This window comes from Erwinia sp. ErVv1, from assembly GCF_900068895.1.
Taxonomy (GTDB): domain Bacteria; phylum Pseudomonadota; class Gammaproteobacteria; order Enterobacterales; family Enterobacteriaceae; genus Erwinia.
Genome location: NZ_CDPK01000005.1, coordinates 139212 through 160634, shown reverse-complemented (window position 1 = coordinate 160634; position 21423 = coordinate 139212). Strand labels below are relative to the sequence as shown.

Genomic DNA, 21423 nt, shown 5'->3' with positions numbered 1-21423 from the left:
AAAGGTTAAGCTTTTATAACCTGTACGATTTTCTTATAACCAAAACACATATCTATAGCGAATAATCTACTATTTATCTGACACAAGGGTCATCTACACTCGCGCAAAACATTAAAAGGTAAAAAAAGCCATGAAGATTGCGGTTCCATCAATTCTCGCCGTGGCGCTGGCCGCCTCATTTAACGCCTCTGCCGCCACGCCACCGGATACGCTGGTTATTGCCCAGTCTATTGATGACGCCAGCAGTTTTGACCCGGCTGAAGGGTTCGAGCTCACGTCGGTGCAGGCTTTTACTAACCTTTATCAGCGTCTGATCCAGTCTAATCCCGAGAACCCGACCGAGCTGAGGCCTACGCTGGCCAGCGCCTGGCAGCCCGGCAGTGACAATCGCAGCCTGACGTTTACCCTGCGCGCGGGGGCAAAATTCGCCTCTGGCAATCCGGTTCGCCCGGAAGATGTGATCTTCTCCCTCAGCCGCGTGGTGAAGCTGAACCTCGATCCCTCCTTTATTCTTACCCAGCTTGGCTGGAACAAAGAGAATATCGACGCGCAGCTGAAAAAAGTGGATGACCAACACGTACAGGTTAGCTGGACGGCAAATGTCAGCCCCACCTATGTGCTCAGCCTGCTCGCCGCGCCGGTCGCCTCGGTTATTGATGAAAAAACCGCCATGGCCAACGCGCAGAAGGGCGATTTCGGCAATAAATGGCTGGCCATGCACTCGGCGGGTAGCGGTCCGTTCCAGATCCGCAAATATATTCCGCACGAGGTGCTACTGCTCTCTGCCAACGCCAGCTCACCGGGCGGCGCGCCAAAGCTGAAAAACGTCCTGATTAAAAACGTGCCTGAGCCAGCAGCCCGCCGCCTGCTGCTTGAGCAGGGCGATGCGGATATTGCCCGCAACCTGGGTGCCGATCAGATGGCCGCGCTGAAGAATAAACCCGGCGTGAAGCCGCTGGCGATCCCTATGGCTTCGCTTTACTACATGCAGTTCAATACCGAAGCCAATCCGGTACTGAAAAATCCGGCGCTGTGGGAAGCCTCGCGCTACCTCTTCGATTATCACGGCATTGCTGACCAGCTGCTGAAAGGTCAGTTCCAGGTGCATCAGGCGTTTCTGCCGGAAGGATTCCTCGGTGCGCTGAATGACAATCCGTATACCTATGACCCGGACAAAGCCAAAGCCATTCTGAGCAAGGCTGGGCTGAAAAATGTCAGCTTTAAGCTGATCGTCAGCAATCAGCCGCCCTACCTTGATATCGCTCAGGCGCTCCAGGCCAGCTTTGCCAAAGGCGGCGTGAAGGTTGAGCTGATCCCGGGGATCAGCAGCGAAGTCTCCACCACCGTTAAGGCGCATCACTATGACGCCACGCTGAATGCCTGGGGAGCCGATTATTTCGATCCCAATACCAACGCATCGGCTTTTGCCTACAACCCGGAAAACGGCAGCACCACGCTGGCCTGGCGTTCGAACTGGCATATTCCTGAGCTGAACAAACAGACGCTGGCCGCCACCGCAGAAAGCGACAAGACCAAACGCATCGCGCTTTATCAGAATATGCAGCGTGAAGTGCAGAAGAACTCGCCCTACGTGATTGGCTTGCAGGCGCGCAACCTGATTGCCGTTCGTGACAATCTGCAAGGCTACGTGCAGGGTATCAACCCGGATATGGTCTACTACGGCCAGGTCAGTAAATAATGGCAGACGCTGCGGTGACCCGCGCATCTGCGCGGGTGTTTTGGCTCCGGGGCGGACGGCTACTGACCGGTATCGCCTCGCTGGCGGTGACGCTGCTTGGCCTGCTGGCCTTTACCTTTATGCTGTCGCACCTGTCGCCGGTCGACCCGGTGCTGCAAATTGCGGGCGACCACGCCAGCGAATCGACCTATGCCCAGGTGCGGCGCGATCTGGGCCTGGACCAGCCGGTGCTGATGCAGTTCTGGCACTACCTGACGCATCTGGTGCACGGCGACCTGGGGATTTCCCGCCTCACCAGCCAGCCCGTGGCAGCCGATCTGCTACGCACCTTTCCCGCCACCCTCGAGCTGGCGACCTGTGCGATGATCCTCGGTGCGACACTGGGGATTATGCTGGCGCTGCTGGCAGCGTGGAAGCCGGGTAGCCTGCTGGATAACCTGGCGCGACTGGTTTCACTCCTGGGCTACTCGGTGCCGGTGTTCTGGCTCGGTCTGCTCGGGCTGCTGCTGTTCTATGCAGTCCTTCACTGGTCCGCCGGGCCGGGGCAGCTGGATGACGTCTGGATTTATACGCTGGAGCCTAAAACCGGCCTGGTGCTGATTGATAGCTGGTTTTCAGGCGACCCGGAGATGTTCCGCAATGCCATCGCCCATCTCTGGCTACCGGTGGTGGTGCTGGCGCTGCTGGCAATGGCGGGCATAACCCGACTACTGCGCGCGGCGCTGCTGGAAGAGAGCAGTAAAGAGTACGTCACTCTCGCACGCGCCAAAGGTGCCAGCCGGGGTCGTATCCTGCTGCTGCACGTTTTTCCTAACGTCCGCGGTACGCTGATAACCGTGCTGGCGCTCTCCTATGCCACGCTGCTGGAAGGCTCGGTCCTGACGGAAACGGTGTTTGCCTGGCCGGGCGTGGGGCGCTATATGACTAACGCGCTATTTGCCTCCGATACGCCAGCGATCCTGGGTTCAACGCTGCTGATTGGCGGCTGCTTTATCACGCTGAATGCCCTGGCGGACGCGCTGACTTATCTTACCGATCCGAGAACCCGATGACGCAGAACCTGACTGAACTTGAAAGCGTCCCGCCTCGCGGACGCCGACGCCCCCGCGTCACCTCACTGGCCATCGGCGGTACGCTGGTTGCAGTGCTGGTGCTGGCCGCGCTGCTGGCGCCGCTGCTGGCCCCCTTCGACCCCAACGCACAGCTGATGACGGCCCGTCTGCTACCGCCCTCTTCCGCTCACTGGCTGGGAACCGACGGCTTTGGCCGCGATCTGCTCTCCAGAGTGATCTACGGTGCCCGTCCGACGCTACTGCTGGTCGCGCTGATCCTGGTGCTGACCATTCCGGTGGGCATGCTGATCGGCATCTGTGCGGGCTATTTAGGCGGCTGGACCGAACGGGTGCTGATGCGCATTACCGATATTTTCCTGTCGCTGCCGAATCTGGTTATCGCACTGGCGCTGGTGGCGATGCTGGGTCCGGGACTGATGAACGGCGCACTGGCGCTGGCGTTAACCAGCTGGCCACCGTTCGCCCGACAGGCGCGCGCGGAAACTTTGGCGCTGCGCCGTAGTGACTATCTGGCCGCCGCCCGCATGCAGGGCATCAACGGCCTGCGCCTGATGTTTGGCCATATTCTGCCGCTCTGTATGCCCGGTGCGGTGGTTCGCGCCGCGCTCAGCCTGGGCGGTATCATTCTCTCCGCCGCCGGACTGGGCTTTTTGGGCATGGGCGTACAGCCGCCGACCGCCGAATGGGGCTCGATGGTGGCCGAGGGCAGCAAAGTGATTTTCGATCAGTGGTGGGTGGCTGCCGCGCCCGGCGGCGCGATCCTTCTCGCCAGCCTCGCCTTTAACCTGACGGGCGACGGCCTGCGTGACCGACTGGATACCCGACATGCCAACTGAAAACTCTTCTCTGATCGTGGCGGACCGCCTGCACATTGCCAGCGCCAGCGGTGCCACGCTGGTCAACGATATCAGCTTCACGCTGGGCCGCGAACGCGTGGCGCTGGTGGGCGAATCCGGCTCCGGGAAATCGTTAACCGCGCGCAGCCTGATGGGGCTGCTTTCCCCCTCGCTGCGGCTGAATGCGCAGACGCTCAACGTGGTGGGTGAAGATGCCCTGACGCTAAGCGAACGCCAGTGGGCACCGCTGCGTGGTGGCCAGCTCGCTATGGTGATGCAGGACCCGAAATATGCGCTTAATCCAATGCGCACCATCGGCTGGCAGGTGGCGGAGCCGCTAAAGCTCCACGCGAGGCTCAGCCGGGCGGAGATAAAAGAGAAGGTCTGCGAGATGCTCGACGCGGTCGGCCTGCCTCAGCCGCGCCAGCTCATGAGCCGCTATCCCCACCAGCTGTCAGGCGGAATGGGTCAGCGGGTGATGCTGGCCATTGCGCTGATCGCCGATCCCCAGCTGCTGATCGCGGATGAACCGACCTCGGCGCTGGATCACGCCATGCGCGATCAGGTGCTGGCGCTGATCCGCCGGATGGTGGAACAGCGAAATATGGGGCTGCTGCTGATCAGTCACGATCTTCAGCAGGTTGCCGAACACTGCGAACGGGTGATGGTGATGTATCAGGGTGAAATTCTTGACCGGCTACCCGCGGCCGATCTGCCGCGCGCGACCCATCCCTATACCCGCACGCTCTGGTCATGCCGCCCCAGCCTGGCAACCAAAGGACAACCGCTGCCGGTGCTTGACCGCGCGGCACTGGAGGCACACCGTGAACATCATTGAGCTGAGCGACCTGAGCGTTTCTCACCGACTGGGCTATGAAACCCGTACCGTCGTTCACGACGTGTCGCTGACGGTTGAGGCCGGTTCCTGCTTTGGTCTGGTCGGCCCGTCGGGCTGCGGCAAATCCTCGCTGCTGTGGGCGCTGGCCGGATTAAATCCCCACTGGCAGGGAAAGATGATGCTGGCAGGCCATCAGGCCAGGCCGGGGAGCGCGTTTACCGGCCAGCTTCGTCAGGACGTGCAGATGGTCTTTCAGGATCCCTATGCCTCACTGCATCCACGCCATCGCCTGCGGCGCACCCTGGCAGAGCCGCTGAAGCTGCTGAAGAAAAAGGATATCAATCTGCGCATCGACGCCGGTTTTCGCCACGCCGGTCTGGATCCTGAACTGGCCGACCGCTATCCGCACCAGCTTTCGGGCGGCCAGCGCCAGCGCGTGGCTATCGTGCGAGCGCTGCTGCTGGAGCCGAAGATCCTGCTGCTGGACGAGCCCACTTCGGCACTGGATATGTCGGTGCAGGCAGAGATCCTTAACCTGCTGAACCGCCTGAAGCAGGAGGATAAGCTGACCATGGTGCTGGTCAGTCACGATCCGCAGGTGATCGATCATATGTGCGATCGCGCGGTGCATATGGATAGAGGCTACATCGTGCCCTGAGGGAAACGCTTAATCTGTTAATCAGCTAACCCTTGCCGGAATCAGCATTTCCCCCCGCTGCGTTTCCCCCTATAGTCCTGATAACGCTACCATTCCAGGACTCCACAATGCGAAAAATTCTTACGCTTACCGCAGCGGTCACGCTGGGCTTAGCCCAGCTGGCTCATGCCGCTACGCCAGCCGATACGCTGGTGGTTGCCATACCGCTGGACGGCATTATCAGCTTCGACCCCGCTGAAAGTTTTGAAACGGTGAGCACCAGCAGCCTGATTAACGTTTATCAGGGACTGGTCGCCACCGATCGCACCGATCCGCGCAGACTGGATCCCGCACTCGCCAGCGCCTGGCAGCCGGGCGCAACCGATCGCAGCCTGCTCTTCACCCTGCGCCCTGACGCCACGTTCGCCAGCGGAAATCCCGTTACCGCGCAGGACGTGGTCTATTCGCTGAGCCGGGGCGTAAAGCTCAACAAGACGCCGGCGTTTATTCTCGGTGAATTTGGCTGGACGCCGGAAAATATCGACGGCCAGCTGATCGCACAGGGTGACCATCAGATAGAGATCCGCTGGACCTCGGCGATTGGCCGCGATCTGGCGCTGCGGCTGCTCAGCGCGCCGGTGGCCTCGGTGGTGGACAGCAAGCTGGCGCAGCAGCATGCCAGCAACGGTGATTTTGGCAACGGCTGGCTGCGCAACCATTCGGCGGGCAGCGCGGCCTACGCCATTCGCAACTTTGTCCCTCAGCAGGCGCTGGTTCTGGAGGAGAACCCTCACGCGGTGCCGCTGCCGAAGCTGAAGCGGGTCATTCTTAAGGGGGTGTCCGATCCCGGCTCCCGCCGCCTGCTGTTGCAGCAGGGGGATGCCGATGTCGCCTATGAGCTGGGTGCCGATCAGTTTGATGCGCTCAAAAAGGTGTCCGGGGTGAAAGTTGCCAGCTTTCCGTCCAGCCTGATTTATTATCTGGGCTTCAACACACAGAACAAACAGCAGAGTGCGCTGGGTAACCCGGCGCTGTGGCAGGCCGCCCGCTGGCTGGTTGATTACGATGGGATTTCAAAGGATCTGCTGAAGGGCCAGTTTCAGGTGCATCAGACATTTTTGCCTGAGGGTTTCGACGGGGCCCTTACCAGTCAGCCTTTCCACTACGATCTGAACAAGGCAAAAGCGATTTTGCAGCAGGGAGGGATCAGGCCCGGCACGCGCTTCTCACTGACCATCGTAAACCAGCCACCCTACACCGATATCGCACAGGCTCTCCAGGCCAGCTTTGCCAAAGCCGATATCCAAATTGATATCCAGCCGGTGGCGGAAGCGGAGCTGTGGGCAAAAATGCGCGGACGTGACTTTCAGTCGATCTTTATTTATTGGGGGGCGGACTATGTTGACCCCAATACCAACGCCAGCACCTTTGCTTACAACGTGCCGAATGGCCCGAAAACCCTGGCATGGCGGCTGGGCTGGACCATTCCAAAGCTCAGTGAGCAGACGCGTGCCGCGGCGGCTGAGAGCAATGTGAAAACCCGCAATGCGCTCTATCAGCAGCTACAGACGGAGATTCAGCAAAACTCTCCCTATGTCGTCACGCTACAGGGGCAAAAGCTGGTGGGCCTGCGCAGTAATATTCAGGGGGCGCAGCAGGGGATCGGCACCAGCATGCTCTACTACGATCGGGTGAGTAAAAATTGACGCCGGGCGATAAGCACGGGCGGCGAAACGCCGCCCGACACTTATGAGATGGCAGATTCCGAACTTTTTTTCTGCTTATCCGCTTCAAAGTGGGCTTTGAACTGCTCATAAATAGAGATCATATTGGAGGCGTCGCCCTGTAATGGGCTGAGCTTGCCCGCACGGACCAGTTCAATAACCAGCTGAAGTGCAGCCTGCTTTGGGCTGGTAGAGGGATGTGCAATTTCCGATGACATAATGTATTCCATGAGTTTGAGAGAGAAGTTAATTTTAACAACTTTCGCCTCAGCGGGTGAGTTTTTTCCTTCGCCCACGTTAATATCCTCTCACGCCTGCCCTATCGCCTTATTAAGCAGCATCAGCCTCACTGAAAGGCTATTTTTTCTGCTTTTTCAGCCACGCCTGCATCTGGTCAATTTCTGGCTGCTGCGCGTTAATAATCGCCTCTGCCAGCCTGCGCATTTCAGGATCTTTGCCATATTTCAGCTCGGTCTTCGCCATATCAATGGCGCCCTGATGATGGGCCGTCATACCGTTAGCGAAGGCGACGTCCGGATCGTGCGAGGTCATGCCTTTTTGCATGCTGTGATGCATTTTATCCATCCCGCTCTGATAGCTATGCTGAGCAGCCGTTCCCTGAGCCTGGCGGTCAGGCATAGACATCGTGTCATCCGCCATGGCGGCAGCGGACAGCAGAAGCGTGGATATCACTGCGGTTTTTACAATATTCATCAACTATTCCCTTTCAACGTTGAGCAAATGGTAGGTCATATCCTCTACCTTCCAGCAGGGGGAAGGTCAAGGAGAAATAACCGAATTGCCGCTCCTATTCGACCAGAAAACCCGCACTTAATTGAGTAATAACAAAAAACTTGTGTGGTAGTAAAAAACCGACTATTTTTCATCAGGTAACGAATTATGCATTTGCACGGCCTCGGGAAGTGCTGCTGGGTTTCCCACTTCCCGAGGCACTTTTTTGCGGCGTATGTTGAATTCCTCAGGTCACCTCTCAGAAATACCGCGTAAAATCGAAGAAGGTTTTCAGCATCGCGATAAAATCAATCCGCGATCGCAATCCCCGAACAGATCCACAATAAATAAGAAAACTCTGGTGGCAGTAATGTCGGCTTCATCCGATATTTCAGCAACGTTAGCACTCTGTTAGCATGAGCAATGGCGGTATACAAACTAAACGATCTGATGTTCCGATCGGAATTGCCTGCTGCTGGCATATCATTTTCTCCTTTTGGCCATGTTTACTATGAATAAATTATGCAGTGTCGCTGTGCTGAAAATTATGATGGTGTCTGCCCTCGCCTTCATTCCCCTGGTGAACGCCGCCGGGGCGGAACAAATTACCCTAAGACTCTCTCAGGAGCAGGACGGCGGAGAGGCGGGTCGCGCCTGCATGTATATCCATCAGGGAAAAGCGGAGTATCGCGTGGTTCAGGCCAATGAAGTCTGCCCGGCCACCCTTATCGTTGAACGCGCTTCCCAGCCCGGCTGAACAGCCAGGGTTATTTTTGCGCCCCGCGATTCGTCAGCGCGACGGAGTATGATACCTTTAGCGTATTGGCGATCGTCTGGCTTTTGGCCAGATGAGGCTTCTTAACGGGGAGTTAGGCGTTGAAAATAATGAATATTAAGCTGCTGTCTTTGGTAGCTACCTTTCTGGTTATTTTGCTGCATACGGCAGCGATACCTTTTAGCTACTTCCATTTAGCCTGGTCCGTGTCGGTTATGTATGAAGCCCTGGGGCGTATCGCGTTTCCGCTGTTTTTGCTCATTACCGGCTATATTTCTCTGAATAAAAATGAATCCCTGCTCAGTACGCTAAAAACACGCGTACTCAACCTGGTTATTCCGCTGGTCGCCTGGTCAGTAATCTACATTATCTACAGCCATTCCTTTAAGGGAGATACCACACCGGTCAGCCTGCTGGAACTGCTCAGTACGCCTGCGTATCCGCATCTGTGGTTTATCTATACCCTGATCCTGCTGTACCTGGTTACCCCCCTGCTGAATACCTTTATTCAAAATGGCAGCCAGCCGCGGGTAAATTACACGCTCACCGTGTGGTTTGTGCTGGCCTCGGTCTATATGCTGTTTGATAATGTAAAAGCGAATTTACTGGAGGGGCAAGCCATTCCCACGCCGAGTAATATCGACATGGTGGTGTACCTTTCAGGGTTTTATATTATCGGCGGCGTTGCGCGACGTTTTGACATCAACCCCAAGGTAATAATTTCAGCGATTATCTTTATTCTCTCTGCCGTATTGACGGCGGTCATGACCTATTCTCTCTCAATCAGCACCTTTAAGCCGAATGAAGTGTTCCTGTTTTATTCTGCGCCGACCCTTGTCGTGGTGTCGCTTGCCTGCTTCTTTATGTTACTCAACGCGCCAATAAACTATAGCCGACGGAGCATTACCCTTATTAAAACGCTATCGCGTTTAAGCCTGGGAATATTCTTTGTCCACCTGATGGTGCTGGAATTATTACTGCGCCTGTTTGATATTAACTTTGAGGGTTACTATTCGGCGCTGACGATCCCGGCGGTCGCGCTGATCTGCTATATTATTTCTGCCGCTATTTGCTGGCTACTGCGTCTTGTACCCTGGCTGCGCAGAATCATCTGAGCAACCAACAAAAACGGCCGCTGGCATAAGCGGCCGCTCGTCCGGCAATCCTGGCCGGGCATCGCCACCGTCAGTAAAGAGCCGAAGCAAATCTGTGGGGCTGATTGATTGCTTTACGCGCAATCCAGTAAAGCAAAATTCGTTCTTCGTCATTGTCCTGATCCGCCATCGCCAGCAGCTTCAATGCCAGCGTAGCTTTGTTGACGGGCTGGCCGGTAATGCTGAGATCCACTACCGCTTTGCCAATGATGTTACAGACTTCCTCATCACTTGAATCGGGTATATCGATTGCATTACTCATCTTCTCCTCCTGTCATGGGTGAAATTTAAGCCTGGCAGAGAATGCGGAGATTGCCATCTCATATTCTCCCTCCGGCCACGCCGGCTCAGCCATTCGCATCACGCGCAGCAGAATAAGCGCCCCGGGAATGACAGCGATAGACCCACGCGGGCGGCAGATTGCACAGTACTCGCGTACGGTGCCAGGCAAAATGGTCCGATATCAGCGGCTCAGAGAGGGAGGTATACTGGAACTGAACGAATACGCCGTGGGGACTGAGCAGTGAGGCCGCACGCGCCAGAATGGTGTCACGGACCTTCTGGGGCAGGGAGAGCAGCGGCAGGCCAGAAAAGATAGCATCGTACTCGTGGCTCAGCGTCTCTGCCGATGCCGTGGTGATGGTCAGCCGCGGATCGTCAATAGCCTGAAGCTTGGGAATAAACCGGGGGTTCGTTTCAAAGGCCAGCAGCTCTGCATCGGGCCGCATCCGGGAGAGCAGGTGTCGGGTCAGTACGCCATCACCCGCCCCCAGTTCGGCAATGCGCTGACAGCTTCCCCACTCAACGGCATCGGACATGGTTCTGCACAGGAAACCGGATGAGGGCGCAATGGTGCCTGTTTTGCGCGGATCGGTGAGAAACTCCTGCAAATAACCGGTCTTATCTTTGATATAGGAAAATGCAGACAACAGCATACTAACTCCCTGAATGAAATAAGTTCGTTCAGTAGGCCACAGTAAGCTTAATGAGTTCTTAAAAGTCAGGGAATTATCCAGAAAACTCGGATTAGTCGCATTAAGTATGTCAGTGCAGCGGTGAAAGTTCACATCCTGTAACGCGCTTACATATCAGCATACAACGCACGTTGGCGATGACGGGATTTGAGTTAAGTAAAACCCACCTGGAAACAGACTAAAATTGTGACCGGTTTTATTCCTAAAATAGAAGCCCGATTCTTTATTGCTCTGGCTCTTATTTATAGCCAGCCGGATGTGTTGGCCCTGAGACTATTACCCTGCACCTTCTCTGAGGGTAATCCGATAAATAAACCGGGATAACGAAGCGGCAGGCTTCCCTGGCGTGACAGAGAGGCTTTATTCACGGATCGACCGCGTAGAAACTCCAGCTATTAACCGGATCTGTTTATTTCACCCCTCCACCAGCAAAGCATCAAAAAGCGATTTCCCCCCCTGTTTCAAACATCTGCATTTGAATTTATGCTTCAGCCGCTCTTACCCCCACCACTGCCTGAGGATAAATAAAAAATGAAAAAAATAACCGCCCTTGTCCTGTTTGTGACGCTTACCGGCAGCAGCAGCGTATTTGCTGCACCTGAAACCGGGGTAGCAGCAGGTAGCGAGGCCACTACGATGGCTCAGGGTAACTCAAACGCCATGGGCGTTGGGGCCATTGCCGCCCTGCTCGGCGTGGCGCTGGCCACGATGGGCGGCGGCGGTGAAGGTTCCAGTACCGGCACGGCGACCACCACTACCGCGACCATGGCGCATTAATTCCGCCCGCCTGCGGGTAACGGGGAATTTTCCCGCCCGCAGGCAGCGGATAATATTATTGACCGGGTGAGCGTCGCAGGCGGCATGCATCCTGCTATCCTCCGCGACGCGTTTTACCTGCTGGCAGGCTTTGAAGTCCGCATTATCAGCCACGCTGTTCTGTCTGCCGGCTGCCTCTTCAGCAAAAGCGCCCTGATAGCTGTCCCCTGGTGTGCCGAACAGCGCGATGGCCGTTACCCGCCTTCACCTCGCCGCCCCGCAACGCCACAGTGTTGCTCGCTTCGGCTATACTCAACGCTGAATGACCATCTTTAAAAGAGTGAGCTATGTTGATTGGCTTTGTTTTACTTGTGAGCGCCTGCGGGCATGATGCCTGTGACGCCCTGCCCGTTTCCGAGCATATTTTCCCTGACAAAAAAGCCTGTGAGCAGATGGCGGATCGCATTCATCAGCGTCGGCCCAATGCGGTGCTGCTGTGTGGGGAAGTGTACCGGGATCGCCAGACGTCCGAAGCCGCCAGGCAACGTTAACGCACCAAACTTTCAGGTGTGGCGCCAGCCATGGCTAAAGCGCAAAGCCTTATAAAGATAATGGCGGGCGTTTTTCACGCTGTGCCAACATGTACTATGCCAAATCCCGTTCACTGAGGAATGGCATCGGGTCAGTGTGCTACTCCTGTTCGGTGCTCTTCGCCACTTCATCAACCCAGCTGGTAACGGCCAGCAGGCGGTTTACATGCGTTAACAGCAGATCAACATCCGACTGCATCACCTGCTCGCCAGCAGAAGATGCGGTAGCGATAGCATTGTGAATATTTTCCGAAATGGATGAGCTTCCCTCTTTACCGACGGTGATCATCAGCGCCGCCAACAGCAGCGACTGGGCCTCAACCTGTGCCGTCAGTTCTTTAGCACCGACTTCGATATTGGCCATTTTTAACAAAATATCGATCACTAACTGCTTCATGTTACGCCCCCAAATTATTTTGGTATGAAATTACCATCTCGCAGCGCGTTGAGTAAATATAAACTGACAAAAATAAGCACTCCTGCGATTGGCGCTAAAACCCATTAAAATCATTAAAATCAAACATTTGTTTTAAATACAGGAATTTTCAGCCCAGGAAATTTTCCTAAAAATATCCTGCTGCTGGCGAAGCGGGGGATTTCGTCTAGATTTAACCAGCCGGCCCCAACGGGCAGGGCGCTGGCTCACTTCCTCTACTTGATTAACGTGTCACAACGTTATGCCGCCCTGAGAGGCCCCGGGCGCTGTATTTTTAGTGGAACGCCCAAATTATGACTAGAAAAACGGAGAGGTTAATCCGTCATGGATAAAACACATTTTTATCAACGACTCATGCGCTGGCAGCATCTGCGCTTTAACGACGTTATTGTACGTGAACGACCAGAAACACCAGCATGGGATAAAAAGTACGAAATTTACATACAGGACAAATCACGCACCTGCGCGCAGCTCTATATTCGTACCACTCAGGGTGGCGAAAATATCACGCAGGTCAGGGAAGAATATCTGCGCTGGCTGAATGAGTACCATGAACACTCTGCCCCCGATCGGCGTTTAGGGTCGCAGGAAAACGCACCGCTTCAGCGTGCACGCCCCGGTGTCACGCCTCACCGGGGGGCGCGCCTCGCTGCCGCCAGCTGGCCGCATGCCGTAGCCAAATCTGTTCATAACGTTCAGCACTAGTTACCCCTGCCGGAGTGCGCTCCGGCAGTCCTTACCTCCCCCGCCCCCCTCTGCTGACAAATAAAAAAATTATATTTCGTACTTTTCCTACCAAATTTGTCAACGTAGAGTAAATTTAGGGTGCGTGTGATCTTAGTCACATGAAAATCACAAAATAGCACTATTCGGGGAGTAGCAAGTGACAGACAAATCATACGGCGGTACCACCGGCGAGGCGTCCAAAACGCCGCAGTCGACGGAACCGCTGGTCAAAGTAATTGCCTTTATTGCCACTCTGGGTGGTTTGCTATTTGGTTATGACACCGGTGTTATTGCCGGTGCGCTGCTGTTTATGAAGCACGATCTGCATCTGACCTCACTGACCACCGGTATGGTCACCAGCTTCCTGATTCTGGGATCGGCTATTGGTGCCATTGCCGCCGGACGGGTTGCAGACCGCTTTGGCCGTAAAAAAATCATTCTGGCCATGGCGCTCATTTTTATCCTTGGTACGCTTGGCTGTGCCATGGCACCGAACGTCGTGATGATGATTACCTTCCGCTTTATTCTTGGACTGGCGGTAGGCGGCGCAGCGGCCATCGTTCCCATTTATATCGCCGAAATCGTCCCGGCAAATCGGCGCTGGCAGTTTGTTACCCTTCAGGAACTGATGATCGTCTCCGGTCAGCTGATCGCCTATACCAGTAACGCAGCCATCAATGAAGTCTGGGGGGGCGAAACGACCTGGCGCTGGATGCTGGGCGTAGCCTGTATTCCGGCGGTTATTTTGTGGGTCGGCATGCTGTTTCTGCCCGATACGCCGCGCTGGTACGCGATGCATGGTCGCTACAGTGAAGCGCGTGACGTGCTTGAGCGCACCCGCAAATCACGCATGGTCGAAAGAGAGCTGGGCGAAATTCGCAAATCGATGTCATCGAAAAGTGAAAAGCACGCTCGCCGTCAAAAAACCATTTCCGTATGGATGAAGCGGCTGGTGGCGCTGGGGATCGGTATTGCCATGCTGCAACAGCTTTCCGGCGTGAATACCATCATGTTCTATGCGCCGACCATGTTGCAGTCAACCGGGCTTGGCACTAACGCCTCGCTGCTGGCAACTATCGCCAACGGGGTGATTTCCGTCATCATGACCTTTGTCGGCATTATGCTGCTGAGCCGCTTTGGCCGCCGTCCGCTGCTGCTGACCGGGCAAATCGGCTGTACCTGTACGGTGTTGGCCATTGGGCTTATCACCTGGCTAATGCCGGAAACGGTCAACGGCCATCCGGATACGTTGCGCAGCTATATGGTCCTGGCAGGTATGCTGGTATTCCTGTGCTTTCAGCAGGCTGCGCTGTCGCCGGTCACCTGGCTGCTGCTGTCCGAAATGTTCCCGATGCGCATTCGTGGCATGGCTAACGGTATCTCGGTATTTGCCATGCAGATGACAAACTTCTCGATTGCCTTTATGTTCCCGATCCTGCTGGAGCATGTTGGCCTGACCTTCACCTTCTTTGCCTTTGCGGCGATAGGCGTGGCCGGAGGGATATTTGCTATCTTCTTCGCCCCCGAAACCCAGGGCAAGACGCTGGAGCAGATTGAGAAGCACTTCAAAAAGCATTTACAGGACGATCCGGCACCGCAGAGCGGCAGCTAATCGCTCGTGCGCAGGGACGCGCACCCTTCACTTTCCCCCTTTCATACTCGTCTCATGGCGAAGTCGCTATTATAGTGCCAGAATTATCCTATCTTATTGATGGAGAAAGCCATGTTCAAATTTTTACGCGCTCTTTTTTCCAGTCCGGAACTGTTACTTCAGGTGATGAGTCAGCGCGATATCGAAGAGTCGATTGAAGACGGCGAACGCATCCTGATCGACGAAGACGGCACCGCTGCGGTCAATCTGTGCAGCAAAGAAGTCAAAGATGATTTTGCCCGTCACGTCAATGCGTTGAAGAGGGCATAAGATGGGTACGGCAATATTTATGGTGCTGATGGTGTGTGGGTACTGGTATACCAGCCGCGACCTCTCAACCCGTTTCAAAATCAAACGCTCGTTTGGCTGGGACGTCTATTTCCTGGTGGCGCTGTATGGCTGCATTTTTGTTCTCCAGGGCGTCATTGCCACCGGCATCGTCTGGCTGATTCTGCTGGCCGCATCAGGCATTATGAACGCCATTCCGCAGCTCGGTGATGGCCTGCACCACCACTGGCAGGTCGAATTTATGACCTGGAGTTTCCTCGGCATCCAGGCACCGGTCGTTATCATGCTGACCTTCGCCGTCGTTTTCTGTATTTATCGCTCAAGCTGGTCAGGCAGCGCGCGGCTCGACAGCAGCGGACGAAAAAAACTCTACAAAAAATTGTCCCGCTCCAATGGGGTTGAAGGGCTGCTGTTTCAGTGTATGGAAGAGGGAGAGCTGGCGTGGATCACGCTGAAGTCTCGCCGTATCTATATCGGAATGGTCCATACCGCCTCTTTTGAGAATGCCTCCGTCTGCAACATTGTGATGATCCCAATGCTAAGCGGCTACCGCGAGGGCACCGCGTTGGATCTGCGCATCGAGCATAACTACAGCAAATGGTACGCCGATCACGGCATTACGCTGGATTCCGAGCCTAAGTCAGCCATGGCCTTCCGTAAGGTCATCATGGTTGATCAGATTGAGAGTCTGTCGCTATTTGATGCAGCCAGTGCCAGCGCGATCGATCTGATGAAGGGTGGCACCCCGCACTAAAAACACCGCTTTGCCGCCTGGCGCATGGATGCGCGAGTCGGCGCCGTAGAGCGAGTGAATCAGAGAACCAGCGAAACCAGCCAGAATCCGGCAAAGGTCATCAGTAGCGAGCCCAGCACATGGGTCAGCACCGAGGTCATCGCCCAGGCATAGTTACCCGCCTGTAGCAGCGTAACGATCTCCAGCGAGAAGGTTGAGAAGGTGGTCATGCCTCCGCAGAGACCGGTGGTAATCAACAGTTTCCAGGCCGGGTCGAGATGCGGATTGCGCATAAACCAGGCCATCGCCCCGCCGATAATAAAGCCCCCGACCAGGTTCACGACCAGCGTGCCGGGCGGCAGGTTGGGGAAAAGTGCATTCAAACGAACCGCCAGCAGCCAGCGAATGATGCAGCCGATGGAGCCGCCAACGGCCACGGCGACCAGTGATTTGATCATAACGCCCTCAAAGAGAAAACGTGCGGTATACGCAGCAGGAAAGTGGTTTCAGCCTAATCATCGCCGTCGTTCAATGCAAGAATAAGCTACCCTGTTAACAACAATATATTATTGAAAGCTATCATTAATCTTTGCGAATGACAGGAGAAGCTGTAAACCGATGCGCCTTTCTGACGAACTGCAACACGACATGCTGCTGGGTCTGTGCTGCCTGCCCGCTATCATCGCTATCTATCTGGCCGGCTTCACCTTTGATCGCGTGCCGGTGGCCAGCGTAATTGCCGGTGGCGCCCTGACGCTGGCCTTTGGCGCGAATAAAACCTGGGGCGACTCTTCCTTTTCTCTGCTGCTCACCACCACGCTCGGGCTGGCTTTCTCCTCCTGGCTTGGCTGCCTGACCGGCAACGTGCTGCCGATCTATATTGCAGGTGCCATGCTCTACGCCGGGGTTTATGTTGCGCTGGCTGACGTCGACAGCAGCGCCTGGTGGATGGTGCTCCAGTGGTCAATTGCCTATCTGGTGTCGGGTTACTATGCGGGCAACCTGGAACATGCGCTGGATCGCGCGGCGCTCACCGGCTGCGGCGGTCTGTTACAGATGCTATTTCTGTATGGCGTTTTCCGTCGCTACCCCTTTCATTTAAAAGATATTAACCCCCGCTCGTGGCTCACTTTTTTCAACACCACCCGGCAGCTTTATAAACGCAAAATCCACCTGCGCTGGTCAATTTTCTGGGCGCTGCTTTCGATGGGACTGGCGCTGAGTACGGTCCAGCTGCTGCACCTGAAAAACGGCTACTGGGCGGGAATGACCCTGCTGCTCTGTCTGCGCAATAACTACCGCGATACGCTGTCGCGGGTTCAGGCCAGAGTGTTGGGAACGCTGATGGGCAGCATCCTGGCCGCTTCGCTGATCTCAACCTGGCATAATCCGCTGTTCCTGGTGTGCGGCTTTATCACCGCCGGCTATATCGCGTTTACCTTTTCTTATTCGCTGATCTCAAAATCGTATTTTGTGTTTACTTTTTTCGTCACGCTGATGGTGGTGTTTATGATCTCAAGCCTGGGCATTTCTCAGGCGGGCGTAGCCACTCACCGACTGGAGGCCACCGCGCTGGGTGGGATTTTCGCGCTGGTTGCCATCGTCTTTACCCGCCTCTTTACCCGGCGGCAGGTGATAAAACGTTAACGCGGTGGCAGGCGCTGGCCACGCTGAGCGGGCGCTGCAGGTAGAAACGGTAGCAAAAGAAGCACAAGGTGGAAAAAGTTAGGGTCGCTGCCCGTTTCAGCGGGGGACAGCGCCGGATGATGGCAGCGGATCAGCAGCCGCTGTCATCATCCGGCAGGAGTGATTCAATAAAAGCGGTTTGCGCGGCACTCAATTCCCAGCCTTCCAGTATTTTCTTATTATTAAGCGGCTTACCGTCGTCATTCACGCCGGGATTGTTCCTGTTTTCTGCGGCCGCCTCGCTAATCAGGGAGCCATTTTCATTCACAATCTCTTCAGCTTTATTCATGACCACACTCCCCAGGCCACTACCCCCCAAAAAATAAAACAACAGGCAATGATGACCAGCCAGGTTTTCCCTCTGCGGGATAAACGACACTTCATACGGATTCCTTACCTGTTTTTAATGTCACGACAGTATAAACAATCAAAAATATCGATCAACTTTCAGACTATCCCTAGGGACAACGGCAGCCATTTAAGAATTTTATTCTGTTTCTTTGGGATAGCGCGACGGGTGGCGCTGTGCGTACGCCCAGCGCCCGGTGGGGAAAAAAACGGTTTACCTGGGTGTTAATCCAGTTTCGTTTCAGGTTTCAGAAGGGTTACAGAGGGTAAGACAGGCATCAGGATGCCTGCTGTTCGCTCTCTTCAGCGCTGTCGTCCCCGGCAGCATGTTCGTCGGTATTGACCATTACCGCCTGGATCTCTTCTTCGGTATTGGTCGGGTTAAGTGCGGCAGCCAGCGGCGAGCTGGCCATCGTATCCGGCATCGGCACATGAGGAACCGGCGGTTCGCTGCTCTCCTGATGCGTGGTGCTGCGATACCAGCTCATTCCTGCAATCACCACCCCGCACAGGCAGAAAAAGAGGTAGAGCATATTGCCGCCCAGCGGCTGCATTATGGCCCCAATTGCCAGCGGCCCAATACAGGCTCCCACGCCAAAGGCCATCAGCAGGCAGGCGGTGAGCGATACCCGGCGCTCGGGCACGATGCTGTCATTCGCCATCGCCACCACCAGCGGATAAAGTGAAAACTGCATCATGCTGGCGATAAAGGCGGCGCAGACCACGGTAAGGTAGTGAAAATGCAACGGCAGCGTCAGCGGCAGTGCGGCAAGGGCATAAAGCAGGCCGGTGAAAAACAGCAGGCGGTGACGATCTACGCGGTCAGAAAGCCAGCTGAGAGGAAACTGCGAAATCAGCCCGGCGAAAATGGTAATACCCATAAACAGCCCGGATTGCTGCGTACTGAATCCCAGCAGGCTGGTGTAAACCGGAGCCATCCCGTAGAAAGCCCCGACCGCCATCCCAATGACCAGTGTCATAAACAGAATTTTCGGAATGGCTTTAAAAAAATAGCCAAGCTCCATCGGCGCCGGTGACATGGGCTGTACGTTGGTGCGGGTGGTCAGAGCGATGGGCACAAGGCACAGTGCAAAGCAGAGGGCGACTATCAGCAGGCTGCTGCTGCCCGAGCCAATCTGCGTCATCAGGATAATCTGTCCCGCAGAAAGCCCCAGATAGGTTGCCACCATATAGAAGCCAAATATCATGCCGCGCTGTCCCGGCTCGGCCTGATCGTTAAGCCAGCTCTCCAGCACCATATACTGGCACATCATGCACAGGCCAATAATCAGCCGCAGAAAGATCCACATCGGCAAAAAGTCGGTGAGCCCGTGCCCCAGTACCGAGGCGGTAATGATCCCGGCGCAGGATACGTAAGCGCGAATATGCCCGACGCGGGCAATCAGGTTATGTCCAACCTTGCCGCCGATGACCAGGCCAATATAGTTCGCGGCGATAATCGCCCCAATCACCGCGCCACTCACCTGCTGATGGGCCAGCCGCAGCGAGACATAGGTGGTCAGCAGGCCAGAGCCCAGCAGCATTAACAGCGTGGTGGTATATAACGGTAAAAAAGCACCCAGCACTTTCTTCATGACGGCTCCCTGTCGCGCGTATTCCGGGAAAACTACTCTTAGCCGTTAACAATAGACGTAATCTGGCAACGCAGGCAAGCTTGCAGAGAAATCCCACCTGCATGCGTTCTCAATTCAGATCGAATCGCTGTCCGATAAACGCCGCCGCTCGCTGAACGCCATTCGTACTAAGCGTATGGGGCACGCCCGGCTCAAAAAGGGTACTGACCGCCACGCCAGCATCGGCCAGCGAGGCGGCAGCCCGCTCGCTCTCCTCCCACGGGATAACCGGATCGGCCTTGCCGTGGATCAGCAGCGCGGCCGCGCGGGCCGCGGGATGGTAAGGCCCGGGAGACGCCAGGCGCCCGGAGAAGGCCACTACGCCGCAAAGCGGCAGGCGATGGGATACCAGCGCGTCCAGCGCCATAATCGCCCCCTGGGAAAAGCCCGCCAGCATAATGCGGTCGGTCTCAGCGTGGATGTCGTGCTGCTGCAGGATGCCGTGCAGGACGCCATCGAAATCCTGCCGGGCGGCGAGAATACGCGCCGGACGCGACTGCTCAGTGATGCCCGCCAGGCTGAACCACTGATAGCCTGCCCCGCCACCGTCAAAGTGCGACGGACCGTCCGGTGTGGCAATCACTACCCCCGGTAGCGCAGGTTCAAGATGCCGGGCCAGCATTTGCATATCCTGCCCCGAGCTGCCCACGCCATGCAGCAAAATAAGGAGTTTTTTCACGGTTACAGACTCTCCTGCAGGCCGTAGTCACTCAGGTCTGGCCCAACGGGCACAATGCCGGTGGGGTTCAGCGCCCTGATAGAGTAATAGCCCTGTTTAATGTGATCGATACTGACCGTCTCGCGCACGCCCGCGACCGCCAGCACGCTTTGGGTATAGGCATGCAGCCAGGCATACTCCCGGAGTTGACGGATATTGCATTTGAACAGGCCATGATAAGCCGCATCAAAGCGAATCAGCGTCACGAACAGGCGAATATCCGCCTCGGTGAATCGCTCGCCGGTAAGAAAGCGGCGTCCGTCGCTCAAACGCTGCTCCAGCTTATCCAGCATGCTGAATACATCGCGACAGGCTTCCTGATAGCTTATCTGCGTGGTGGCGAAGCCCGCACGGTAAACGCCGTTGTTCAGCAGCGGATAAATCTCCGCGTTCAGGGACTCAATCTCCTGCTGGAGGCCGGCTGGGAAAAGGTCAAACTCCGCACTGGCCAGCTCACCAAAGCCGCTGTTAAACATCCGCACAATATCCGCGGACTCATTGCTCACGATCGTCTGGGTCTTTTTATCCCACAGCACCGGCACGGTGGCCCGGCCCGTATAGTCCGCATCCGCACGGGTGTAGATCTGATGCATCCACTCGGCCTGATTCAGCGTATCCCGGTTAGCGCCGGGATAGTCACCAAAGTGCCAGCCCTGATCCAGCAGCCAGGGCTCGACTACCGATACGCTGACGACCTCATTAAGTCCTTTCAGGCTGCGGGCGATCAGGGTGCGTGAGGCCCAGGGGCAGATCAGCGCAACATAGAGATGATACCGCCCCGCTTCGGCCTGAAAGCCACCCTTGCCGGTCACCCCCGGCGCACCGTCCGGGGTTATCCAGCTGCGAAAGCTGGAGGTCTGGCGGACAAAGCCGCCCTTCTCATCTTTTGCCTGAACGGGATGCCAGTCGGCGGTCCATTGTCCATTTACCAGCATGGGGCTGCTCCTTATCCTCTGACGGCGGTGGGCTTAAGGGCATATTTTCCGTCGCCGGTCAGGGCAAGCGCAATCAGGCCCACTATCCAGAATGCCGGGAATTCCCAGCCGCCGTTAGGGTTAGTAAAGAAGAAGCCCGCCGGACCGTGAACGGTGAAGATGGCACCGAGCAGGATGGGGATCAGCACCACGGCGACGATGCGGCTATAGATGCCTAAAATCAGGGCGATAGCCCCCACCAGCTCCACGGCCATCGTTAGCCAGGCCAGACCGCCCGGCAGTCCGAGCGAGGCAAAGAACTTTGCGGTGCCTGCGGGAGTGAAAACGAAAAATTTCAGGCTGAAGTGAGCCAAAAACAGGATGCCCAGCGCGAGGCGCAGGATCAAAGCAGCCCAGGGTGCAGTACGATTGTCAGTCATGGTCTTTCCTCTCAGTGAGTTGATAAGAGAAAAGTAACTTATTTCCACTGAGATGATTATC

26 protein-coding genes are annotated in these 21423 nt (G+C 55.9%); 15 read left to right on the top strand and 11 right to left on the bottom strand.

The features are described 5' to 3' along the window. The first annotated feature begins 130 nt into the window (after positions 1-130). The 6 genes from A1830_RS09465 (at position 131) to A1830_RS09440 (ending at position 6789) form a co-directional block, all read left to right on the top strand. Complete coding sequence (locus A1830_RS09465; RefSeq protein WP_067705120.1) at positions 131-1699, top strand: ABC transporter substrate-binding protein; 1569 nt, start codon at positions 131-133, stop codon at positions 1697-1699. Beyond that, positions 1699-2751 (top strand): ABC transporter permease, encoded by a 1053-nt coding sequence (locus A1830_RS09460; RefSeq protein WP_067705116.1) that lies wholly within the window; start codon positions 1699-1701, stop codon positions 2749-2751. Before A1830_RS09465 ends, A1830_RS09460 begins: the two co-directional genes overlap by 1 nt. Beyond that, on the top strand, positions 2748-3608 hold the full coding sequence (locus A1830_RS09455) for an ABC transporter permease (RefSeq protein WP_067705112.1): 861 nt from the start codon (positions 2748-2750) through the stop codon (positions 3606-3608). Before A1830_RS09460 ends, A1830_RS09455 begins: the two co-directional genes overlap by 4 nt. Then, positions 3598-4446, top strand: a complete 849-nt coding sequence (locus A1830_RS09450; RefSeq protein WP_067705108.1) for an ABC transporter ATP-binding protein — start codon at positions 3598-3600, stop codon at positions 4444-4446. Before A1830_RS09455 ends, A1830_RS09450 begins: the two co-directional genes overlap by 11 nt. Further along, positions 4439-5104, top strand: a complete 666-nt coding sequence (locus A1830_RS09445) for an ABC transporter ATP-binding protein (RefSeq protein WP_067705563.1) — start codon at positions 4439-4441, stop codon at positions 5102-5104. The genes A1830_RS09450 and A1830_RS09445 overlap by 8 nt, the downstream gene beginning before the upstream one ends. A gap of 107 nt (positions 5105-5211) precedes the next feature. Beyond that, positions 5212-6789 (top strand): ABC transporter substrate-binding protein, encoded by a 1578-nt coding sequence (locus tag A1830_RS09440; protein ID WP_067705105.1) that lies wholly within the window; start codon positions 5212-5214, stop codon positions 6787-6789. A gap of 41 nt (positions 6790-6830) precedes the next feature. Here A1830_RS09440 and A1830_RS09435 read toward each other — a convergent pair whose 3' ends face one another. Together A1830_RS09435 and A1830_RS09430 are read right to left on the bottom strand one after the other, a co-directional pair. Beyond that, positions 6831-7025 carry a hypothetical protein gene (locus A1830_RS09435; protein WP_067705562.1) on the bottom strand — a complete coding sequence of 65 codons (195 nt, stop codon included), beginning with the start codon at positions 7023-7025 and terminating at the stop codon, positions 6831-6833. A 139-nt stretch (positions 7026-7164) separates the two neighbouring features. Further along, positions 7165-7521: a CopM family metallochaperone gene (locus tag A1830_RS09430; RefSeq protein ID WP_067705102.1), complete on the bottom strand. Its 357-nt coding sequence runs from the start codon at positions 7519-7521 to the stop codon at positions 7165-7167. A 553-nt stretch (positions 7522-8074) separates the two neighbouring features. Here A1830_RS09430 and A1830_RS09425 point away from each other — a divergent pair. Further along, complete coding sequence (locus tag A1830_RS09425; RefSeq protein WP_156484977.1) at positions 8075-8296, top strand: hypothetical protein; 222 nt, start codon at positions 8075-8077, stop codon at positions 8294-8296. Positions 8297-8424: 128 nt separating this feature from the next. Beyond that, entirely contained in the window at positions 8425-9429 is a 1005-nt protein-coding gene (locus tag A1830_RS09420) for an acyltransferase (protein WP_067705088.1), read from the top strand. 70 nt (positions 9430-9499) lie between these two features. Here the strand turns inward: A1830_RS09420 and A1830_RS09415 are convergent, their stop codons facing one another. Next, positions 9500-9730, bottom strand: a complete 231-nt coding sequence (locus A1830_RS09415) for a hypothetical protein (RefSeq protein WP_067705085.1) — start codon at positions 9728-9730, stop codon at positions 9500-9502. An 85-nt stretch (positions 9731-9815) separates the two neighbouring features. Continuing rightward, a complete protein-coding gene (locus A1830_RS09410; protein ID WP_197473318.1) occupies positions 9816-10403 on the bottom strand; it encodes a class I SAM-dependent methyltransferase in 588 nt (195 codons plus the stop codon). Positions 10404-10973: 570 nt separating this feature from the next. On the opposite strand from A1830_RS09410, the gene yjbE reads away from it, so the two are divergent. Continuing rightward, on the top strand, positions 10974-11219 hold the full coding sequence (gene yjbE / locus A1830_RS09405; protein WP_067705082.1) for an exopolysaccharide production protein YjbE: 246 nt from the start codon (positions 10974-10976) through the stop codon (positions 11217-11219). Between the two features lie 326 nt (positions 11220-11545). Further along, positions 11546-11749 carry a hypothetical protein gene (locus tag A1830_RS09395; RefSeq protein ID WP_067705077.1) on the top strand — a complete coding sequence of 68 codons (204 nt, stop codon included), beginning with the start codon at positions 11546-11548 and terminating at the stop codon, positions 11747-11749. A 139-nt stretch (positions 11750-11888) separates the two neighbouring features. Here A1830_RS09395 and iraP read toward each other — a convergent pair whose 3' ends face one another. Then, positions 11889-12185, bottom strand: a complete 297-nt coding sequence (gene iraP, locus A1830_RS09390; RefSeq protein ID WP_067705074.1) for an anti-adapter protein IraP — start codon at positions 12183-12185, stop codon at positions 11889-11891. Between the two features lie 363 nt (positions 12186-12548). Here iraP and A1830_RS22980 point away from each other — a divergent pair, with 363 nt between their 5' ends. The 4 genes from A1830_RS22980 to A1830_RS09370 all read left to right on the top strand — a co-directional run bounded on the left by A1830_RS22980 (position 12549) and on the right by A1830_RS09370 (position 15643). After that, positions 12549-12929, top strand: coding sequence for a hypothetical protein (locus A1830_RS22980; RefSeq protein ID WP_197473317.1), 381 nt, complete (start codon positions 12549-12551; stop codon positions 12927-12929). A gap of 178 nt (positions 12930-13107) precedes the next feature. Further along, positions 13108-14562, top strand: a complete 1455-nt coding sequence (locus A1830_RS09380) for a sugar porter family MFS transporter (RefSeq protein WP_067705072.1) — start codon at positions 13108-13110, stop codon at positions 14560-14562. A 111-nt stretch (positions 14563-14673) separates the two neighbouring features. After that, complete coding sequence (locus tag A1830_RS09375) at positions 14674-14871, top strand: hypothetical protein (RefSeq protein WP_067705068.1); 198 nt, start codon at positions 14674-14676, stop codon at positions 14869-14871. A gap of 1 nt (position 14872) precedes the next feature. Further along, on the top strand, positions 14873-15643 hold the full coding sequence (locus A1830_RS09370; RefSeq protein WP_067705065.1) for a hypothetical protein: 771 nt from the start codon (positions 14873-14875) through the stop codon (positions 15641-15643). 59 nt (positions 15644-15702) lie between these two features. Here the strand turns inward: A1830_RS09370 and crcB are convergent, their stop codons facing one another. Then, positions 15703-16080 (bottom strand): fluoride efflux transporter CrcB, encoded by a 378-nt coding sequence (crcB, locus tag A1830_RS09365; protein ID WP_067705062.1) that lies wholly within the window; start codon positions 16078-16080, stop codon positions 15703-15705. 160 nt (positions 16081-16240) lie between these two features. Between crcB and A1830_RS09360 the strand changes: the two genes are divergently transcribed. Beyond that, on the top strand, positions 16241-17269 hold the full coding sequence (locus A1830_RS09360; RefSeq protein ID WP_082804134.1) for an FUSC family protein: 1029 nt from the start codon (positions 16241-16243) through the stop codon (positions 17267-17269). A gap of 130 nt (positions 17270-17399) precedes the next feature. On the opposite strand, the gene A1830_RS09355 is transcribed toward A1830_RS09360, so the two are convergent. The 5 genes from A1830_RS09355 to A1830_RS09335 form a co-directional block, all read right to left on the bottom strand. Next, positions 17400-17597 (bottom strand): hypothetical protein, encoded by a 198-nt coding sequence (locus A1830_RS09355; protein WP_067705055.1) that lies wholly within the window; start codon positions 17595-17597, stop codon positions 17400-17402. Between the two features lie 337 nt (positions 17598-17934). Continuing rightward, a complete protein-coding gene (locus A1830_RS09350) occupies positions 17935-19251 on the bottom strand; it encodes an MFS transporter (protein ID WP_067705053.1) in 1317 nt (438 codons plus the stop codon). A 109-nt stretch (positions 19252-19360) separates the two neighbouring features. Then, positions 19361-19969 carry an alpha/beta hydrolase gene (locus A1830_RS09345; protein WP_073980988.1) on the bottom strand — a complete coding sequence of 203 codons (609 nt, stop codon included), beginning with the start codon at positions 19967-19969 and terminating at the stop codon, positions 19361-19363. A gap of 2 nt (positions 19970-19971) precedes the next feature. Continuing rightward, entirely contained in the window at positions 19972-20943 is a 972-nt protein-coding gene (locus A1830_RS09340; RefSeq protein ID WP_067705049.1) for a glutathione S-transferase family protein, read from the bottom strand. An 11-nt stretch (positions 20944-20954) separates the two neighbouring features. Next, positions 20955-21362: a DoxX family protein gene (locus tag A1830_RS09335; protein ID WP_067705047.1), complete on the bottom strand. Its 408-nt coding sequence runs from the start codon at positions 21360-21362 to the stop codon at positions 20955-20957. Positions 21363-21423 lie beyond the last annotated feature (61 nt).

Bases quoted from the DNA above. Each gene is read 5' to 3' on its own strand.
- A1830_RS09465 (WP_067705120.1), top strand. From the start codon at position 131: ATGAAGATTGCGGTTCCATCAATTCTCGCCGTGGCGCTGGCCGCCTCA.
- A1830_RS09460 (WP_067705116.1), top strand. From the start codon at position 1,699: ATGGCAGACGCTGCGGTGACCCGCGCATCTGCGCGGGTGTTTTGGCTC.
- A1830_RS09455 (WP_067705112.1), top strand. From the start codon at position 2,748: ATGACGCAGAACCTGACTGAACTTGAAAGCGTCCCGCCTCGCGGACGC.
- A1830_RS09450 (WP_067705108.1), top strand. From the start codon at position 3,598: ATGCCAACTGAAAACTCTTCTCTGATCGTGGCGGACCGCCTGCACATT.
- A1830_RS09440 (WP_067705105.1), top strand. From the start codon at position 5,212: ATGCGAAAAATTCTTACGCTTACCGCAGCGGTCACGCTGGGCTTAGCC.
- A1830_RS09435 (WP_067705562.1), bottom strand. From the start codon at position 7,025: ATGTCATCGGAAATTGCACATCCCTCTACCAGCCCAAAGCAGGCTGCA.
- A1830_RS09430 (WP_067705102.1), bottom strand. From the start codon at position 7,521: ATGAATATTGTAAAAACCGCAGTGATATCCACGCTTCTGCTGTCCGCT.
- A1830_RS09420 (WP_067705088.1), top strand. From the start codon at position 8,425: ATGAATATTAAGCTGCTGTCTTTGGTAGCTACCTTTCTGGTTATTTTG.
- A1830_RS09415 (WP_067705085.1), bottom strand. From the start codon at position 9,730: ATGAGTAATGCAATCGATATACCCGATTCAAGTGATGAGGAAGTCTGT.
- A1830_RS09410 (WP_197473318.1), bottom strand. From the start codon at position 10,403: ATGCTGTTGTCTGCATTTTCCTATATCAAAGATAAGACCGGTTATTTG.
- yjbE (WP_067705082.1), top strand. From the start codon at position 10,974: ATGAAAAAAATAACCGCCCTTGTCCTGTTTGTGACGCTTACCGGCAGC.
- A1830_RS09395 (WP_067705077.1), top strand. From the start codon at position 11,546: ATGTTGATTGGCTTTGTTTTACTTGTGAGCGCCTGCGGGCATGATGCC.
- iraP (WP_067705074.1), bottom strand. From the start codon at position 12,185: ATGAAGCAGTTAGTGATCGATATTTTGTTAAAAATGGCCAATATCGAA.
- A1830_RS22980 (WP_197473317.1), top strand. From the start codon at position 12,549: ATGGATAAAACACATTTTTATCAACGACTCATGCGCTGGCAGCATCTG.
- A1830_RS09375 (WP_067705068.1), top strand. From the start codon at position 14,674: ATGTTCAAATTTTTACGCGCTCTTTTTTCCAGTCCGGAACTGTTACTT.
- A1830_RS09370 (WP_067705065.1), top strand. From the start codon at position 14,873: ATGGGTACGGCAATATTTATGGTGCTGATGGTGTGTGGGTACTGGTAT.
- crcB (WP_067705062.1), bottom strand. From the start codon at position 16,080: ATGATCAAATCACTGGTCGCCGTGGCCGTTGGCGGCTCCATCGGCTGC.
- A1830_RS09360 (WP_082804134.1), top strand. From the start codon at position 16,241: ATGCGCCTTTCTGACGAACTGCAACACGACATGCTGCTGGGTCTGTGC.
- A1830_RS09355 (WP_067705055.1), bottom strand. From the start codon at position 17,597: ATGAATAAAGCTGAAGAGATTGTGAATGAAAATGGCTCCCTGATTAGC.
- A1830_RS09350 (WP_067705053.1), bottom strand. From the start codon at position 19,251: ATGAAGAAAGTGCTGGGTGCTTTTTTACCGTTATATACCACCACGCTG.
- A1830_RS09340 (WP_067705049.1), bottom strand. From the start codon at position 20,943: ATGCTGGTAAATGGACAATGGACCGCCGACTGGCATCCCGTTCAGGCA.
- A1830_RS09335 (WP_067705047.1), bottom strand. From the start codon at position 21,362: ATGACTGACAATCGTACTGCACCCTGGGCTGCTTTGATCCTGCGCCTC.